Here is a 17975-nt window from a genome sequence, read left to right as displayed (position 1 = left end):
TCCGTCTTTCCCGGACATTCAGCCCAGTCAGTAAGCGTGTTTTTGAAAAAGACATAACAATCAGATAGATACGGATGAAAGAATGCAATGGCACGATTCTTTCATAGTCAATGCAAAGATTAAGGAGTGCTATCATGAAGTATCGAGCTAGCATTATTGTTCTGATTATGACCCTGCTGTTCGCCAGCAGCGCTTTCGCCAGTTCGCTGGTGATCCACACCGGTTTCGAACAGCCCGCGTGGGACACTGATCTGTATGGCGAAGGCTGGAGCAGGGGTATGGATTTTGTTGGATACTGGGCCCCCGGCGACGGCGGAGCCGGCATCAACAATGACGGGTCCGTGATCGGATATTCGGGGAGCACCTTGGGCATCAGATTCGTTGCTCCCAACGAGCAGCGCCGGCCTGCCGAGCAGTTTACCTTTACGTATCAAGCTCAGGAAAATCCCATCTATCTGACCATCGACATGAGCGGTGACCTGAATTCCGTCGGCTTCGATGCGAACAACTCCGCGCAGTATTTCAGGGCCGAGGGCCAGAGCGGTGACAACACCGACGGCTTCCAGTTCGTCGATTACTCCGGCGATTCCCTCATCTTCGTGCTGACGGGCACCACCACGACATATCCTGCGTTTCCCAATGAGCCTGACCTTGACCCCTCGTTTTCCTTCTACATGAACAACGGTTTTGAGACCCTTTTGAACATCGACGCTCTGTACTTTTCCTCGTACAACCCGATTGACCAGTTGTCCGGGCTCGAATCGTTGGCCTCGGATGGTGGCGACGTGGTGGTCGAGCTGACCGCATTCGACTATACCCCGACCCCGATCCCCGGTGCCGCATGGCTCCTGGGCTCCGGCCTGATCGGCCTGGTCGGCCTTCGCCGCCGCTTCAAGGCGTAGCGTATACCGTACAAGCTAGCTAGTAGGCTGATACTTCAAGGCCCCTCTCTTCGGAGAGGGGCCCTTTTTTTGCGCGTCCGTTAGGTTGCATATTTGCCGGGTTCTATCCGGGGCTGTCTGCAAGGGATAGCCGGGCATGCGGGCAATGGGATGTGCGGTTTGCATGGAATGCGCGTGTCCGAAAAATCCGGACAAGTCCGGAGTGGCCGGATGGGCCGAAGTGGACACTGGTGCCGGTTGCCTTGGGGCGGAATCTGACTGGATCGTGCGACAAGGCAGGCGTGAAAATGTGCAGGATAAAGGACATGGCAGGAAGTCCTGCCTGTCGGACGGTTGTCGGAGGGCGTTGTGTCGGTGTGCGCGGTCAAAGAGGTCGGCTGCCCGGCCAAGTGTCCGGGCTCGACACGATAATGGCTTGCGCACAACGGGAAAGGCCGACATCGGGGGCGATGTCGGCCTTTCCACAGTGTGGGGATTGTGAGGAAGTTATGCCTTGCTGACTTCGATGAAGTGTTCCTGCATGGCGATGGCTCCACCGCCCCTGTCCCACTTCCTTATGCCCTTGGGCATGAGCTCGTTGTCCGCCGCGCCCTTGCCGCGTGCGCGGGATTCGCAGGGCAGGGTGTGGCCGAAACCGTGGATCATGAATACGCATTCGGGGTGGACGAAGTCGGTGACGAACGCCTTGATCTTGGCCTCGTAGCCGTTGTTGGACACCTTGACGTAGTCGTCGGTGGCGATGCCCAGCTTGTCGGCGCGGGCCGTGTTGATCCACAGCGTGTTCTCGGGCATGCGTTCGAAGAGCAGGGAGTTGTTCACGGTGTGGCCCTGGGTGTGCAGGGCGCAGCGGCCGAAGGTGATGCGGAACTTGCCCTCGGGCGGCCGTTCCGGGGACACGTAGGGCTTGAGCGAGGGCAGGCCGTCGCCTTCGAGCTTGGCGTCGATGACCTGGATCTTGCCGGACGGGGTCTTGAAGGAGCCTTCCTTGACCGGCTTGTACAGCGGTTCGGAGGCCAGGGACACGATGCCGGTCTTTGCGAAGTCCTCGATGGACACGCCCGTGCCGTCGAGCTGGAATTTCCAGATGTCTTCGATATTGTCGTAGTCCAGCTCGTCCAGGCCCATGCGCTTGGCCAGTCCGGCGTATATTTCCCAGACGGCCTTGGTGTCGTAGAGGGGCTGGACGGCGCGTTTGCGCATCTGGAGGGCGGGCTTGGGCCCGTTCTTGGTCATGATGATTTCATCGCGCTCAAGGTAGGGCGAGATGGGCAGGACCACGTCCGCGTTCCAGGCGGTGTCGGACCAGGAGAAGGTCGCGGCCACCAGCAGCTCGATGTTGTCCCACATGGCCTTGACGTCGGCGGAATCGGGGAAGGCCATGAGCGGGTCGTGGCGCTGGGCGATGTAGGCCTTGATCGGATACGGCTTCTCGTCCACGGCTGCCTCGTAGGCCAGGTGCACCAGCCCGGGGCCGGCGTCAAAGTGCTTGCGTCCGTCCATCCAGCCGATGCCGTCGGCGCGTTTCCCCTCGGGCTTGGGGTAGAGGTTCATGAAGCTCTGGAGGCCCTTGGCCCCGACATCGCCGGGCTTGTTCATGAAGGGCAGGCCGCCCTTGGCCCCGATGGCGCCGAGCAGGGCGTTGATCAGGTAGATGGTCCTGGTCATGTAAAAGGAGTCGTTGTAGCGGGCGGTCATCCAGCCGGGATGCCAGATCACGCTCGGGGCTGCCTCGGCCAGCTGGCGACAGAAGTCGCGGATGGCGTCGGCGTCCAAGCCGGTTTCCTCGGCGGCCCACTCGGGGGTGTACTGCCGGACGAAATCCTTGAGCGTGTCGAAGTCCTCGAGCCAGTCGGCAACGAATTCCTTGTCGTACAATTCCTCATTGATAAGCACGTGGATGACGGCCAGGTTGAAGGCGTAGTCGGTGCCGGGGCGGATCATGAAGAAGTTGTCGGCCTTGGTGGCGGGCACGTTGGCGCGGATGTCGACAACGGACAGCTTGGCGCCCTTGTCCAGGGCGTTGAGCACGGCGTTGACCTCGGAAACGTTGATCGCTTCCATGACGTTGCGCTGCTGGAGCACGATGTGCTTGCAGTTGTTGAAATCGTAGGACACGCCTTTGCGGCCGAATCCGAACACGGACAGGGCGGCGTTCTGGACGTTGCGGGCGCAGGCGGAGTCGTGGTTGTTGTAGTTGGCCGTGCCGATGCCGCGCAGGAAGGCGCGGTAGAAATCACGGAACGGGCCGCCCCGGTCGGAGAAGAGGACCGAGTCCTTGCCGTAAGTGTCCTGGATGCGTTTGAGTTCGTCGGCCACGTAGTCCAGGGCTTCATCCCAGGAGACCTGTTTCCATTTGCCCTCGCCGCGCTTGCCGGTGCGGACCATGGGATACTGCGGCCGCTCCTCATCGTAGCTCAGGGCCGTCCCTGCCGCGCCGCGCGGACAGAGCGACCCCTTCAGCGGAACGCCGCCCTCGATATACTCGGCCTTGCCGTCGACAACCTCGACCTTGATGGGGCAGCGCACCGAGCACATGCCGCAGATGCTGTATACATATTCCTTAGTCATGACTTCCTCCTGAAAAATTCCGGATGGACTGCGCATTTCTATCCGTAGGGTGGACACTATATGTCCGGGTCAACCAAGGACAATGATATCCCATGATGTGAAAGTTATCACATTATAATTGGGATAAAATGGAAAATCAGTGTATATTGGTCGCAATTAATTGTGAAAAAAGGATCATGCGTACCAGGCGTTGACCGGGACCGCTTTTTCTTTCAGATCGTCAGTTATCAACGGGACTGCGCGCCCAACACGAATGTTTTCGAGGTGAAAAATGGCTAGCTACACAATTAAGTATGACAAGAAGCGGTGTATCGCCTGCGACGCCTGCCTTGTTCACTGCAAGGTGAAGAACAAGGTCCCCGAAGGGTTGTCGCTCAACCGCCTTATCGCCGAGGGACCCATCCCCGACGAGGAGGGCAAGCCCACCGCCAAGCTCAAGTACCAGAACTGCCGTCACTGCAAGAAGCCGCAGTGCGTGCCCGCCTGCCCCACCGGGGCGATGTACAAGCGGGAGGACGGCCTCGTCCTGGTCGACCTTGACAAGTGCGACGGCTGCCAGGCCTGCATCGAGGCCTGTCCCTGGACCGTTCCCGTTTTCAACGAAGCCACCGGCAAGATCATGAAGTGCGATTACTGTGTGGATCGCATCGAAGCCGGGGGAGAACCCGCGTGCGTAACCGGATGTACGGCAAAGGCCTTGACGTTCGTCCGGAAATAAATAGGTGCCAACTCCGGGGCTTTGGGGGCTGCGGAGTGATTTTTTACGTTTAAACATTGATGAGGAGGTAACAGTGTTACGTTCCAACAAAACTCTTCTGATGCTGGCCCTGGTGGCGGTTGCGTGCTTCGTGGCCGAACCCGCCATGGCCGACCGTCTGGCCGACGCCATCGCCGAAGCCAAACCGACTGGTGAACCCGGCTATCTGGGCATCCCCGGCGGTCCGCAGCTCAACATCATCATCGGCCTGGTCTGGGCGATCTGGGTGGGCTGGATCTTCTCCACCGTCGGCGCGTTCGGCGGCATCATGGCCGGTGTTGGTCACATCACCATCTACGGCCTGGGCGATTACGCCAGCTCCTTCGGCAAGGGCACCAAGATGAACAAGGTCGTCACCGACTCCATCCGCGTGTCCAACCAGTGGCTGGTCGGTTGTTCCGCCGCCCTGTCCTCCTTCAACTACTTCAAGGCAGGCCGCCTCGTGCTGCCGCTGGGCATCGCCCTGGCCATCGGCTCTGTGGCCGGTTCCTGGCTCGTGCCCTGGCTGACCGCCGGCAAGATCTCCCTGAAGGCCTACCTCGGCTACTTCGGTCTCTTCGTCCTGTTCCTGGGTTGCTATCTCACCTATGAGACCACCCCTAAGGGTCAGGCTTCCAAGAAGGCCGCCAAGCAGGCTGCCGAGGCCTTCCAGAAGTCCGTCAAGGAACAGCAGGCCGGCGGCACCGTCGACATGGCCGAGATGGGCGTCAAGGTGCAGAAGTTCACCCCCACCGCCTGTGAGTTCACCTTCTTCGGCGTGGAGTTCAAGTTCAATCCGCTGATCCCCGTGGTCGGTGGTTTCTTCATCGCAGCCATGGCTTCCTTCCTGGGTGTCGGCGGCGGCTTCCTGCTGGTGCCGTTCCTGACCTCCGTGGCCGGTCTGCCCATGTACCTGGTTGCCGGTACCTCCGCCCTGGCGGTCCTCATCGGCATGGTCAACTCCATCGCATCCTACATGCTGCTCAAGTCCACCCCGGTGGAATGGGGCCTGATCGGCGCCGAACTCGTCGGCATCGTCATCGGCTCCATCATCGGACCCAAGACGTCCAAGTTCATCCCGGACAAGGTCCTGAAGTACATCTTCATCGTCCTGGCCGTGTACGTCGGCGTCCGCTATACCTCCAAGGGCTTCCTGGGCTACTCCCTGGTTCCCCCCTTCTAGGTCAACGACTCAACCGGAACAACGAGGGGGCCGTCCACATGGACGGCCCCCCATACCATCAGGATAGACCATGACGGGCCAAATGATTTACGAATTTCTCGACCCCTGGATGATCTGGGCGTTCAGGCTGAACGGCAATGCCTATGTGGGCTTTGCCATCGGTCTTGCCTGGGTCTGTCTGGCAGCCACCGTCATCGGCGAGCTGTGCATGGCCGGGGTCTATTTCCTGAACAAAAAGCATTTCGCCACCATCAACCGCGACATGGTGGATCATCACAATCTTTCCGTCCGGGCGCTGGGCGCTAAGGACAAGACCGCCTGGAAGGCCTGCAACTCCATCGCCAACGACGCCTTCGGCAAGAACTTCTTTGCCCGCATCGCCCTGTTCGCGTCCTCGTTGTGGGTGGTTCCTTTCGCCATCGGCTGGCTTTTCTACCGGTTCGGCGAAGTGGACTTCGCCGTGCCGTTCATCGGTTCGGTGAGCCCGGCTTTCATCTTCATCCCGGCCTACATCCTGGCCAGATATGGTTTCAGCCTGGCCAAGCCGTGGATTCCGTTGTTCAGGACCATACGGCGGAAGGTACAGGAAAACGAGGCCGGAGAGGAAATGATGACCTACGTGGACCTGCTGGACGACGAAGGAAAACGAGCGGTCTTGGAAAGAAGGCCGGTGCCGGAAGGGCATTGAAGAATCGAGACGAAATAAAAGCCGCCCAAAAAGGGCGGCTTTGTTCTTTGTCGGATCGGCCGGTTGCGGTTAGGGCCCGGCTTTCTCCACTTCCTTGATGAAGCCGGAGAGGTCGGAAGGTCCGAGCAGGTAGTAGCGGTCTTCCGTCTGGATGCAGAGCACGTCCCGGCGGTTGGTCACGATGACGGCCTCCCGGTTGTCCTTGATCTTGACCACCCCGGACTTGTAGCCCGCGAAGCTCATGTGCTTGACCGCCTTGGTGATCGCGAAGTCGTCGTCCAGGACCAGGTTGACGGGGAAGGTCTTGACCACGCTGGCCCAGGGGATGACCGCCGAGGCGAACGGTGGGGCGGCCAGGAGGATACCCTCTTCGGCCACGGTGATGGCAGCCCGTTTGGGCGTGATGTAGAGCATGTACCAGTAGAACACGGCAAGGGGACCGGCCACGGCGATGAGGCAGATACCCGTCCAGGTAAGGCCTGAACGGAAGCTCCAGGTCACCACCCCGGCCACGGCTGCGACGGCGATGAGGAAGAGCGTGAGCACCATTTTGCTCATGGGAATCTTGAAAGTGGCTGCCATGAATGAATCTCCTTGTTGGCGCGATGTCGTTTAGATTCTCTTCATACTGGCATTGAAGCGCGTTGCCAAGGATAATGGCGGGTTGGATTGACGGGAGATTTACTGTACTGTTTAAGCGGATGACATTTAACGCGGCGTGGTGAACGCCGGAGAAGACTGTGAAGAAGTTGCGATTCGACTCCCTGTTGCACCTGTTGACCACGATGCTGCTGTTCGCCTGTCTTCTGGCGGCTGCGGGCTGCTCGGACAGTGAGGAATCCGTGGTGGTCGATCTGTCCCGACGCGAGCCCCTGGTGGCCCCCCGCCAGGTGGATGCCATCACCTACGCCTATCTCCCGCAATATTCCCATACCACCTCCTTTCAGCGGCATCGCAAGATGCTCGAATACCTGCGCAAGGAGACCGGCTTGCGGCTCAGGCAGATTTTCCCGGACACCTTTGACGAGCACGTCAAGATGGTGGCCCGGGGCGAGATCGATATTTCCTATTCCAACCCCCTGATCTACCTGCGTCTGGCCGACGCCGGGGCATCGGCGTTCGCCCGCATCGTCGAACCCAACGGCGAACCCAATTTCCGGGGGCAGATCATCGTCCGCCAGGACAATCCGGCCATAAAGAGCATCGACGACTGCCGGGGAAAGCGGTGGATCGCCGTGGACCCGGGGTCCGCAGGCGGCTATCTCTTCGCCTTGGGCTTTTTCCATGATCACGGCATCATGGCCGAGGATTTCGAGACCATCGACTTCGCGCCCGGCCCCGGCGGCAAGCAGGAAAAGGTCGCCCTGGCCGTGTACGCCGGAGCCTATGACGTCGGTTCCATCCGCAAGGGCACCCTGGCCGTGGTGTCCGGGAAGATCGACGTGGACGACATCAGGGTGCTGGCCGAGACCCGCCCGTATCCGGGCTGGGTGTACGCCTCCCGCAAGGGGCTCGATCCCGCCGTGGTCAAGGCTATTTCCGCCGCCATGTTCAAGCTCGATCACAAGCAGCCCGATGATGCCGTCGTTCTGGACGCTGCGGGCATGCAGGCCATTCTCCCGGCCGAGGACTCCGACTATGATCCGGTCAGGGAACTGACCCGCACACTCGGGCTGCGGAAGTAGGGGGGAAACGGCATGCGACTCTTCCCCCGGCTTCGTTTCCGCACCAAGCTCAACCTGGGCATTTCGGGCATTCTCATTGTCATGGCCATCTTGCTGTTGCCCATCGTGGGCACCATGAACGCACGGTCCCTGGTGGACGAGGCGAGGCGGCGCGGCACCGCACTGGTCGAGAGCTTGGCCGCCCGGGCCGTGGACCCCATGCTGGCCCGCGACTTCCTGCGGCTCAAGAACATGGTGGACGAGCAGAACCGGGTGGAGGACGTGGTCTACGCCTTTCTCCGCGACCAGGACGGGCACGTCCTGGCCCATACCTTCCAGAAGGGGTTCCCGGTGGACCTGCTGGCTGTGAACCAGCGGGTGGCCGAGAGCGGCCCCAGCATCGTCCTCCTGGCCGACGGCTCCCGGCGCATCTATGATTTCATGGCACCGGTGCGGGTGGCCGACGGTCACATCGGCACGGTGCGCATCGGGCTGTCCAGGGCGCGCATCAACCGGGCCGTGCAGCAGCAGATCACCATCATGGCCGGGCTGTTTGCGGGCGTCCTGATCATTGCCACGACCATGGGCACGTATTTCGCGCGTCGGGTCACGGCCCGGCTGGGCCGGTTGCGGTCCCACGCCGAGGACATGCTCACGGGCAACCTGGACACCATGTCCGCCCCGGCGAGCGGCGTCCATTGCTGGGAGAAGCAGCAGTGCAACACCTTCCAGTGTCCCGCCTATGGGGAGCGACAGCGGCGGTGCTGGTACATCGCCGGGACCATGTGCCCCGACTGCAACAACGAAGACAGCTTCCAGTGCCGCCTGGAGTCCTGCCGCAAGTGCGCGGTCTACCGGGAGAATGCGGGCGACGAGATCCAGGATCTGGCCGAGACCTTCGACGTCATGGCCCTGTCGCTCAAGCGGCATATCGATGAGTTGCGGGACGCCGAACGCAACCTCCGCGACCAGCAGCGTCTCACGCGCACCATCCTGGACGTTACCCCGGACCGCGTCTCCCTGGTGGACGGCACCATGCGCTACCAGGGGTGCAACAAGTCCTTTGCCGAATCCGTGGGCGTGCCCCTGGACGAGGTGGTCGGCAAGACCGACTTCGATCTTTTTTACGAGGCCGAGGCCGAGGAGCGGCATCTGGCCGGACGCGACATCCTGACCTCGGGCCGCCGCCTGGACACCCAGATCCAGGTGCGGGGGGAAAAGGGCGACCGCTGGTTCCACGTGGTCTCCATCCCGGTCCACGCCGAGGACGGCCGCATCGTCGGTCTGCTGCGCACGGACCGCGACATCACGGACATCAAGGGGTTCGAGAACCAGCTCATCCAGGCCCAGAAGATGGAATCCCTCGGCCTGATGGCCGGCGGCGTGGCCCATGAGATCAACACCCCGCTGGGCATCATCCTCGGCTACTCCCAATTGCTGCAGGAGGATGTCGAGGAGGGCAGCCAGATTCAGCAGGACCTGGCCATCATCGAAAAGCAGGCCCAGGTGTGCAAGAAGATCGTGGCCGACCTGCTCGGCTTTTCGCGCCAGAGCGAATCAGCCAAGCGGGAGATGTGCTTCAACAACTCCGTACTGGAGGCGGTCAGCCTGGTGCGCCACACCTTCGAGCTGGACAATGTGACGATCCTGACCCAGATGGACGACCGCTTCCCGATCATCTACGGGGACCCGGAAAAACTGAAGCAGGTCTGGATCAACCTGCTCAACAACGCACGCGACGCCATGGACGGCAAGGGCGGGACCATTCTCATCCGGACCAAGCTGGACACCCCGGCGGGCATCGTGTCCGTGTGGGTGGCCGACAGCGGCGAGGGCATCCCGGAGGATGCCCTGGAAAAGATTTTCGATCCCTTCTATTCCACAAAGTCCGTGGGACAGGGGACCGGCCTGGGGCTGTCCGTTTCCTTCGGCATCATCGAGGATCACGACGGCGAAATCCATGCCGACAGCCCCGTGCCCGAGGACTTCGGCTTCCCCTACATGGACGAGGCGGAAAAAGGACCGGGCACGGTTTTCGAAATCAACCTGCCGCTGGATCACTCCAGCGATACGGCGGAATCCGCAGAGGAGTAAACTATGGCGAATATACTGGTATTGGACGACATTTCCGACGCAGGCGTGCTGGTCAAGCGCATCCTGGAGCGCCAGGGACACAAGGTGGCCAACTTCACCGAGGAGGAGGACGCCCTCAAGTACGCGGCTGCCAACCCCGTGGAGCTGGCCATTCTGGACATCAAGCTCAAGAAGATGACCGGAGTGGAGGCCCTTGAGGAGTTCAAGAAGATCAACCCGGGCATGAAGGCGATCATGCTCACCGGCTACCCGACCCTGGAAACGGCGCGCGAGTCCCTCCGGCTTGGAGCGCAGGAGTATTGCGTCAAGCCCATCAACAAGGAAGAACTGGAGACCAAGGTCGCCGAGGTCCTGGAGGGATAATTTGCCGTTCACCCAACTCTTCACGCATTGGACGTACCAGCTTTTCGCGCCCGGCACCCTGCTCAGACGCAAGTACGAGGCGTTCAAGTCGCTTTTGGCGCAGGACGCCATTGCGCTCGAACTGATCGCCGACCTTGAGGAGGTGTTCTACGGCAAGACCCTGGCCGACCGGCAGCGGGCCGTGTGGATGACCCAGCAACTCTCAGAAGCCGTGTCCATCATGGCCGGGAAACTGGTGGAGATGAATCCCACCCGGTACATGGACCTGCCCGAATATTTTCGCAAGATCGACTTCTACGTGCGCATGGGCATGGAGTTGGAGGAACCGGAGGTGGGGCCGCCCTACATCCTGTCCCTTGAAGAGGCCGCCTTGTTCCCGCGCCTGGCGGGCGGCAAGGCGTACAATCTGGGCCGGGCCAAGATAGAAGGTGGGGCACCGGTTCCGCTCGGATTCGTGGTTACCGCCAATGCGTACAATTATTTCCTTGATTTCAACGGGTTGACCGATGAAATCGAGAGCCGCTTGCGGCAGATGGTGGTGGGCGACCGTGACCTGCTGGTCCGGCTGACCGCTGAAATGCAGGAGTTGATCATGGCCGCCGAGGTGCCCGAGGAGATCGCCAGGGGCATCCGCTTCGGCGTGTCCGAGATCATCGAGGGCGACGACCTGATCGCGGTCCGGTCCAGCGCCCTGGCCGAGGACGGCGAGATTTCCTTTGCCGGGCAGTACGCTTCGGAGCTCAACGTCCAGCCCAACGACGTGCTGGAGGCGTACAAGCGGGTCCTGGCGGGCAAGAATTGTCCCCGGGCCGTGGCCTATCGCATCTCCAACGGGCTGACGGACAGCCAGACGGCCATGGCCGTGCTGGTCATCCCCATGGTGGACGCCGATACCGCTGGCGTGGCCTACTCCCGCGACCCGGACTGCCGGGGCGCCAACGCCATCGGCGTGTACGGCGTGCGTGGCCTGGGCAATGAGCTGGTGGACGGCTCCATCTCGCCGGACAAGGCGACCCTGACCCGGGAGGAGACGCCGAAGCTCAATGTGGATTGCACCCCGGACACGGGCGGGCTGCCGTCCGAAGAGACCTTGGCCCGGCTCGGCTCCATCGCCATGCAGCTGGAGCGGGCCCTGGGCTGTCCCCAGGATATCGAATGGGCCGAGGATGTCACCGGCGAGCTTTTCATCCTGCAGAGCCGTCCCCTGCAATCCGAGCGGGAGGAGGCTTATGAGAATCAGGAACCTCTGGGCGTCAAGCCCCTGGTCGACGGGTTGGAGCGGGCTTCCACAGGGGCCGGCTGCGGCGAGATATATTTTGCTTCAACGGGCGAGCGCATCGCCCGGATACCCGAGGGCGCGGTGGTCGTCACCAAGACGCTGCAGCCGTCGCTCCTGACCTTCATCAGCCGCATGAACGGCGTTATCTCGGACACGGGCAGCCGGGCCAGCCATTTCGCGTCCGTGGCCCGCGAGTCGGGCGTGCCGGTGGTGGTGGGCAAGGTGGACTATCCGTTCGAGCCGGGCCAGCTCGTGACCGTGGACGGAACGAACGGCGCGGTCTTTGACGGATGCGTCGAGGCGATCATGACCCGCGCCCGCGAGGGAGAGCAGATCTCGCAGCGGGTGGTGGAGCAGTATTCCAAGGTCGCGCCCCTGGCCGTGAAACTCAACCTTACCGACCCGCAGGCCGAGGACTTCACGCCCGCCGGTTGCAAGTCTCTGCACGACGTGGTCCGGTTTTGCCACGAAAAGTCCGTGAACGAGATGTTCTCGGTCATGGACAAGCGCGGACGGGGAATGCTCCGGGCCAAGCGGCTGAAGACCAACCTGCCGCTGGTCATGTACGTCCTCGACCTCGGCGACGGTTTTTTCGAGAACGCGGCCGAGGGCAAGACCGTGTCTCCCCAGGACATCAAGAGCCGACCCATGTGGGCGTTGTGGTACGGGTTGTCGGATGATCGCGTCCGCTGGCCCGAGCGGCTGACCCATATGGACTGGGAGGAGTTCGACAAGGTGTCGGCGGGCATCTTCAGCTTCGATTCCCGGCTGCTGGCCAGCTACGGCCTGGTGTCCGACAACTACCTCCACCTGATGATCCGGTTCGGCTACCACTTTTCGGTGGTGGACTCGGTCTGCGGCCCGGACGCCGGGGCCAATTACATCAATTTCCGCTTCAAGGGCGGCGGCGCGGGTTTCGACCAGCGGCTGCTCCGGCTGGAATTCATCCGCCGGGTACTCGAGCGCTACGGTTTCGAAACCCGGACGCGCGGCGACATGATCGACGCCAAGTTCGCCCGTCAGGGGGAGAACGAGACGCGCCGCCTGCTGGTGCGGTTGGGCTATCTCATGGCCGTGACCCGGCTCATGGACATGCGCATGGAGAACGAGGCGCAGGTGGCTCAGGAGGTGGAGCGGTTTATCGTAGACGCGGAGAACCGGGATGTTCGGTAGAAAGAAGAAGGATGCCCCGGCCTATCAGGTGACCTGGGTCACGGACCAGCTCGGCGTGGGCCATGCGCCCATGAGCCACCCCCAGCTCGACGCCATCCGCAAGCAGGGCGTTGACGCCATCCTCAACCTGTGCGGCGAGTTCTGCGACCTGCACGACATCGAGAAGGATGCCGGGTTCGAGGTCCGCTACCTGCCGCTGGAGGACGAGGAGGCCCCGGGCCTCATCGAGCTGGAAAAGACCCTGGAATGGCTGGACGAGGCCATCTATCTCGGCAAGAAGGTGCTCATCCACTGCCGCCACGGCATCGGGCGCACCGGCACCGTGCTCAACGCCTACCTGCTGCGCCGCGGCCTGGGCCACAAGCTGGCGGGCCAGGCGCTGAAAAAGCTCAAGTCCAAGCCCGCCAATTTCGTGCAGTGGCGGACCATCCGCAAGTACGGCAAGGCCGCCGGGCAGCTTCACGTGCGCGAGCCGTCGCTGGAGTTCAAGCGGTTGGTGGACCTGTCGCCTTTTTTCAATGATTACGGAGAGCTGGTCCAGCGCGTCGAGGAGAGCGGCCAGAACGTGGACGGTCTCGCCTGCGGCCTGGACCACAGCCAGTGCTGCACCACACCGGTCAGCCTGACCCTGGCCGAGGCCGTGCACATCTCCCACCGCATGAACCTGGAACTGACCAATGAGGAGCGGCTGGCGGTCATCGAGCGGGCCGTGGCGACCGCCCAGGCCGAGCGCAAGACGGCCAGGGACATGGACGGCGGCGGCGACTTCTGCCTGTCCCAGTCCGGGTCGGCCTGCCCGTTGCTCGCGGACGGCAAGTGCCTGCTCTTCGATTACCGCCCGTTGCAGTGCCGCGCCTTCGGCCTGGATCAGAGCGACGTGGGCGGGTTGTGGGGCGAATTGATCAACCCTGCGTTGAGCAAGATATCGGCCGAAATCTGGTTTGCCTACACCGGGGCCATGGCCAAGGGGGGCCTCCCCCATTTCGCCCTGCCCGACGTGGTTTCCGGCAAGTTCGTGGAAACCGTGTTCAAATACATGATGGAGCAGGGGCTGGAGTAAGGCCCGCGACGAGCCCTAGACCGAACAGCGCAACCCGGCAAAGGGATTTGACAGCTGCGGCAGGAAGGGCTCGGCAAAGAAGACGTGTCCCTCCCGGGGGATGCGCGTGACCGGTCCGTCCGGGTCGGTCTGCACCGTCACTGCGTCTTTTCCAAACCCGATGACCATGGGCACCACTTCCTGTTCGCTCTCGCTGCACAGGCTCTCCCGCTGTTCCGGGGCAAAGGCCGTGGTGCGTCCGTCCGGGGAGATCGCGGTCAGCCGGGTCAGGGTGGTCGCGACCCGGACCACGTTGCCGCCGTGGTCGAAGACCAGGGAGTTGACGTCCCCGTTGACGCCCACGGCGTCGGGGTCATAGGCCATGATCTCGCCCGCGAGGGTCTTTATCGGGGTGGGCCGCGCCGGTTCCAGGGAGCGAATGCTCCCGTCCGGGGCAAAGCTGACGCCGATCCGCGTCTCCACCATGCCGACCGGGGAGGCAATGGTCAGGGTGTCCTCGGGCCACAGGGTGATGGACCGCAGCGAGCGGTTGTCGAAGAATCCGAGGCTGAGTATGCGGGCGGTGACGATCCCCACCGGCGTGTTCAGGGTAACCGGCGCGGCCAGGGCCGCCTCGTCCTCCTGGCTCCAATATCCGCACAGTTTCCCGTTGAGCGGGAAGATACGGTTTATGTTGCCGTTTTCATGAAACGAGACCAGCTCCGCCGGGACCGTTCCCGCCGGCGTATCAATGGGAGTCTGCGCCTCCAGGGGCACGGACTTCACGACCCCGGAGCGGTGATACTCCACGGGGAAAAGGTCCCGTTTTCGCAGGTCGTCGGTGGTGTGCTGGGGAATCAGTTGGCCGTATTGCGTGGTGATCGGTTCCATGAAAACCTCCGTTAAGCGTTGCGGGGGGACGGACTGCTGCCGTGGAGCGGGAGGGCATGCCCGACCGGGGCCCCGGTCAGGCGGGCGGTGTCCGTGTTCGTGAGCGCGGCCCGGGCCGGTGCGGCCAGGATCAAGAGCCAAAGACAGATGCAAAAGAGTTTTTTGATCATGGGGGCTCCTAGTTCTTGGCCAGGGCGGCCAGTTCCGTGGCGGTCAGGGGGCGTTCCAGCTCCCAGGCCAGTTTCCTTACCGAATCGACAAGGGCCGGTATATCCCGGCGATCCGCTTCAAGACCGCTTTGCTCAAGGGCGGAGACGATGGCCGCGCGCCCGCTCTTGCCGCCAACCGCGACAGCGCGGTCTGCGCCGATCCTCGCGGGATCGAAAGGCTCAAAGAGTTCCGGCGCCTTGCTGAGGGCGTGGGCGTGCAGCCCCGACTCGCAAGCGAAAATGTCCTGCCCGGCGACCGCCTTGGTCCGGGCAATCGGCACCCCGGCAGCTTCAGAGACGAAACGACACAGTTCACGAATCCCGTCAACTTCATACGCATGGCTTTCCTCCTTGAGGGTCAGATAGGTTGCCAGTTCCTCGGTGGCCGCGATGCCGGACCGCTCGCCGATGCCGAGAAGGCTGGCGTCGGCGAAGTTCGCCCCTGCCGACAGCGCGGTCAGGCTGTTGGCCGTGGCCATGCCGAAATCGTCGTGGCAGTGCACGGCCAGGTCCAGGTCGAGATTCTCCCTGAAGGTGCGGACCAGGCCGTCCGTTTCCATGGGAGTGAGGATGCCAAGGGAGTCGGACAGGCGGACGCGGGATGCGCCCACACTCCGCGCCAGCCCGGCCGTTCGCAAGGCAAAGTCCGTGTCTGCCCTGGAAACGTCTTCCAGGCCCACGGAAACGTAGTCGATGCCCAAAAGCCCGGCCACGAGAACGGTGCGGGCCAGGCGTTCAAGCAGCCCCTCGCGGTCGGTTCCGAGGCGTCGCTCGATGTGCAGGTCGGAAACCGGGACACCGATGTTGATCCTGTCCGCGCCGAGTCCGGCTGCGGCCCGGACGTCCGCCTCGCGGCAGGGGGCCCAGACCGAGAGTCTGGTTTTCCCGGCACGGGGCCGCGCCCAGCTGATGAGTTCAGCCAGGCCGTCCTGGCCGACCCAGCCGAGTTCCACCTCGTCCGCTTTCAACTCCAGGAGTCCGGCGACGATCCGCTGCCTGGCTTCCATGGAGAAATAGGCGCCGAAGAGCTGGGCTCCTTCTCTGAGTGTCGTATCGATCAACATGGTCCGGTTCCTTTGATGTATGTATGTGCATCCTGGTCTTCATTCCCCATAAAGCAGAATCAGTGCCAATCCGGTCCATTTGCGCAATAGACTGAAATAGCTGAAGTAATTTTCACAGTGTCGTGATGGGAATTTGCCTACGTTTTTGTAGGTTGCTACTTTTGTGTAGGCGGATACTGTTTTCTCCTACACTTTTCGTAGCTGGCCGCAAAAGGTGTGTTTTCAAATAATAATCAATAAAATCATGCTGTTAATTCTTTGCAACGAGTTTGGCACGAGGTTTGCCTTAGGGGACTCATCAACGCGAGAAATCCCCAAGGAGGAGAATCATGAGGAAAGTAGCTATCTACGGAAAGGGCGGAATCGGAAAGTCCACAACCACTCAGAACACTGTCGCCGGTCTGGCGGAAATGGGCCGCAAGGTCATGGTCGTCGGCTGTGACCCCAAAGCGGACTCGACCCGGCTGCTGCTCGGCGGCCTGGCACAGAAGTCGGTGCTCGATACCCTTCGCGAAGAAGGCGAGGACGTGGAACTCGAGGATATCCGCAAGCCCGGTTTCGGCGGCACCTGGTGTGTCGAGTCCGGCGGCCCGGAACCCGGCGTCGGCTGTGCCGGTCGGGGTATCATCACCTCCATCAACATGCTGGAGTCCCTGGGTGCCTATGAAGAGTCCGAAGGTCTCGACTACGCCTTCTACGACGTCCTCGGCGACGTTGTCTGCGGTGGTTTCGCCATGCCCATCCGCGACGGCAAGGCTGAAGAAATCTACATCGTCTGTTCCGGTGAAATGATGGCCATGTACGCGGCCAACAACATCTGCAAAGGCATCATGAAGTACGCGGAATCCGGCGGCGTCCGTCTGGGCGGCCTGATCTGCAACTCCCGTAACACCGACCGCGAAGCCGACCTCATCACCGAGCTGGCTGCCAAGCTCGGCACCCAGATGATCTACTTCGTGCCCCGCGACAACGACGTCCAGCGCGCCGAGATCAACCGCAAAACCGTCATCGAGTGGGACGGCTCCGTCCCGCAGGCGAACGAGTACCGCGGCCTGGCCAAAGCCATCGACGAAAACGAGATGTTCGTCATCCCGAATCCGCTGGAAATCGAAGATCTCGAACAGCTTCTTCTCGACTACGGCATCATGGAAGCAGCGTAATCGCCCAGGGCACGCCATCCGCGTCGTTGCTGCGGGCTCGCTGTGGAAGGCCACAGCTTCGCCCTGGCGCCTAGCGGCTGACGCACCCTGAACAATTCCGCCGGGCAAGAGCCCAAATGCCATGCCTTCACGAGGCATGGGATCGAGCCCCATACCCTCGGCAAATACAAGTAATTAATCAAAGTTCAATAATTTAGAAGAGATAGGAGAGTGTGAAAATGATGATCATGGTACGAGCAATAGTGCGGCCCGAAAAAGCCGATGATGTCCTGGCCGCCCTGATGGACAACGGCTTTCCCGCTGTCACCAAGTATTCCGTGGCCGGTCGCGGCAAGCAGCGCGGCATCAAGATCGGCGAGGTCACCTACGACGAAATCCCCAAGACCATGCTCATGAGCGTCGTCAATGCGGCTGACAAGGAATTCGTCATCACCACCATCATGGACGCTGCCCGCTCCGGCACCAAGGGTGCTTTCGGCGACGGCAAGATATTCGTCTCCGAGGTGGAGGACGTCTACACCATCAGTTCCGGTGTGAACGACACTGCCGCAGCCGGCGAGGAGGCCGCATAATGAAGGAAGTTATCGCAGTTGTGCGCATGAACATGATGAACAAGACCAAAGCCGCTTTGAGCGAGGCCGGTGTGGACGCATTCTTCGCCCACGAAGCCCAGGGACGCGGCAAGGGGTTCGTCAATGCAAGCCTGCTCCAGGGCGCTGAAAGCGGATACGAAGAAGCCGCCGAAGTGCTCGGAGAGAAGGGCAAGCTGTATCCGAAGCGCATGGTAACGGTAGTGGTCGCCGACGATCTGGTCGCGGATGTGGTGGAAGCCATTGTCGAAGTGAACCAGACCGGCAAGCCTGGTGACGGCAAGATATTCGTCCTCCCCGTTGGCGACGCGGTTCGCGTCCGTACGGCGGAAACCGGCGCAAAGGCAATCGCTTAGCACGTTTGAAGGAGTA

General features: G+C 61.7%; 17 protein-coding genes. 12 read left to right on the top strand and 5 right to left on the bottom strand.

Annotated features, from left to right (window positions below; all coding sequences use genetic code 11):
• Window positions 1–134: 134 nt before the first annotated feature.
• Window positions 135–902 carry a VPLPA-CTERM sorting domain-containing protein gene (locus tag OO730_RS05135; RefSeq protein ID WP_264983511.1) on the top strand — a complete coding sequence of 256 codons (768 nt, stop codon included), beginning with the start codon at window positions 135–137 and terminating at the stop codon, window positions 900–902.
• Between the two features lie 486 nt (window positions 903–1388).
• Here the strand turns inward: OO730_RS05135 and OO730_RS05130 are convergent, their stop codons facing one another.
• Window positions 1389–3470, bottom strand: a complete 2082-nt coding sequence (locus OO730_RS05130) for a molybdopterin-containing oxidoreductase family protein (RefSeq protein ID WP_264983510.1) — start codon at window positions 3468–3470, stop codon at window positions 1389–1391.
• Between the two features lie 271 nt (window positions 3471–3741).
• Between OO730_RS05130 and OO730_RS05125 the strand changes: the two genes are divergently transcribed.
• The 3 genes from OO730_RS05125 (at window position 3742) to OO730_RS05115 (ending at window position 6077) form a co-directional block, all read left to right on the top strand.
• Window positions 3742–4188 (top strand): 4Fe-4S dicluster domain-containing protein, encoded by a 447-nt coding sequence (locus OO730_RS05125; protein WP_264983509.1) that lies wholly within the window; start codon window positions 3742–3744, stop codon window positions 4186–4188.
• A 73-nt stretch (window positions 4189–4261) separates the two neighbouring features.
• Window positions 4262–5389, top strand: coding sequence for a sulfite exporter TauE/SafE family protein (locus OO730_RS05120; RefSeq protein WP_264983508.1), 1128 nt, complete (start codon window positions 4262–4264; stop codon window positions 5387–5389).
• 70 nt (window positions 5390–5459) lie between these two features.
• Window positions 5460–6077 (top strand): hypothetical protein, encoded by a 618-nt coding sequence (locus tag OO730_RS05115; RefSeq protein ID WP_264983507.1) that lies wholly within the window; start codon window positions 5460–5462, stop codon window positions 6075–6077.
• A 69-nt stretch (window positions 6078–6146) separates the two neighbouring features.
• Here the strand turns inward: OO730_RS05115 and OO730_RS05110 are convergent, their stop codons facing one another.
• The gene (locus OO730_RS05110) at window positions 6147–6659 is read right to left on the bottom strand and encodes a PH domain-containing protein (protein WP_264983506.1); all 513 of its coding nucleotides are present in this window, start codon (window positions 6657–6659) and stop codon (window positions 6147–6149) included.
• A 203-nt stretch (window positions 6660–6862) separates the two neighbouring features.
• Between OO730_RS05110 and OO730_RS05105 the strand changes: the two genes are divergently transcribed.
• The 5 genes from OO730_RS05105 to OO730_RS05085 are packed head-to-tail and all read left to right on the top strand — an operon-like array spanning window position 6863 to window position 13710.
• On the top strand, window positions 6863–7762 hold the full coding sequence (locus OO730_RS05105) for a phosphate/phosphite/phosphonate ABC transporter substrate-binding protein (RefSeq protein ID WP_264984125.1): 900 nt from the start codon (window positions 6863–6865) through the stop codon (window positions 7760–7762).
• A 12-nt stretch (window positions 7763–7774) separates the two neighbouring features.
• Window positions 7775–9835, top strand: coding sequence for an ATP-binding protein (locus OO730_RS05100; protein WP_264983505.1), 2061 nt, complete (start codon window positions 7775–7777; stop codon window positions 9833–9835).
• Window positions 9836–9838: 3 nt separating this feature from the next.
• The gene (locus OO730_RS05095; RefSeq protein ID WP_264983504.1) at window positions 9839–10198 is read left to right on the top strand and encodes a response regulator; all 360 of its coding nucleotides are present in this window, start codon (window positions 9839–9841) and stop codon (window positions 10196–10198) included.
• Between the two features lies 1 nt (window position 10199).
• Window positions 10200–12650 (top strand): PEP/pyruvate-binding domain-containing protein, encoded by a 2451-nt coding sequence (locus OO730_RS05090; protein WP_264983503.1) that lies wholly within the window; start codon window positions 10200–10202, stop codon window positions 12648–12650.
• The gene (locus OO730_RS05085; protein ID WP_264983502.1) at window positions 12640–13710 is read left to right on the top strand and encodes a phosphatase domain-containing putative toxin; all 1071 of its coding nucleotides are present in this window, start codon (window positions 12640–12642) and stop codon (window positions 13708–13710) included. The genes OO730_RS05090 and OO730_RS05085 overlap by 11 nt, the downstream gene beginning before the upstream one ends.
• A gap of 15 nt (window positions 13711–13725) precedes the next feature.
• On the opposite strand, the gene OO730_RS05080 is transcribed toward OO730_RS05085, so the two are convergent.
• The 3 genes from OO730_RS05080 to OO730_RS05070 are packed head-to-tail and all read right to left on the bottom strand — an operon-like array spanning window position 13726 to window position 15853.
• Entirely contained in the window at window positions 13726–14580 is an 855-nt protein-coding gene (locus OO730_RS05080) for a hypothetical protein (protein WP_264983501.1), read from the bottom strand.
• 11 nt (window positions 14581–14591) lie between these two features.
• Window positions 14592–14750, bottom strand: a complete 159-nt coding sequence (locus OO730_RS05075; protein WP_264983500.1) for a hypothetical protein — start codon at window positions 14748–14750, stop codon at window positions 14592–14594.
• An 8-nt stretch (window positions 14751–14758) separates the two neighbouring features.
• Entirely contained in the window at window positions 14759–15853 is a 1095-nt protein-coding gene (locus OO730_RS05070) for a LeuA family protein (protein ID WP_264983499.1), read from the bottom strand.
• A gap of 329 nt (window positions 15854–16182) precedes the next feature.
• Here OO730_RS05070 and nifH point away from each other — a divergent pair, with 329 nt between their 5' ends.
• From nifH to OO730_RS05055, 3 genes are all read left to right on the top strand, one after another.
• Window positions 16183–17013, top strand: a complete 831-nt coding sequence (gene nifH / locus OO730_RS05065; RefSeq protein ID WP_264983498.1) for a nitrogenase iron protein — start codon at window positions 16183–16185, stop codon at window positions 17011–17013.
• A gap of 218 nt (window positions 17014–17231) precedes the next feature.
• Window positions 17232–17585 carry a P-II family nitrogen regulator gene (locus tag OO730_RS05060; RefSeq protein WP_264983497.1) on the top strand — a complete coding sequence of 118 codons (354 nt, stop codon included), beginning with the start codon at window positions 17232–17234 and terminating at the stop codon, window positions 17583–17585.
• Window positions 17585–17959 (top strand): P-II family nitrogen regulator, encoded by a 375-nt coding sequence (locus tag OO730_RS05055; protein ID WP_264983496.1) that lies wholly within the window; start codon window positions 17585–17587, stop codon window positions 17957–17959. The genes OO730_RS05060 and OO730_RS05055 overlap by 1 nt, the downstream gene beginning before the upstream one ends.
• The last annotated feature ends 16 nt before the right edge of the window (window positions 17960–17975 follow it).

Origin of the sequence: Pseudodesulfovibrio portus (assembly GCF_026000375.1) — a bacterium.
Classification (GTDB): Bacteria; Desulfobacterota; Desulfovibrionia; order Desulfovibrionales; family Desulfovibrionaceae; genus Pseudodesulfovibrio; species Pseudodesulfovibrio portus.
This window is presented reverse-complemented; position numbering and strand designations above follow the sequence as displayed.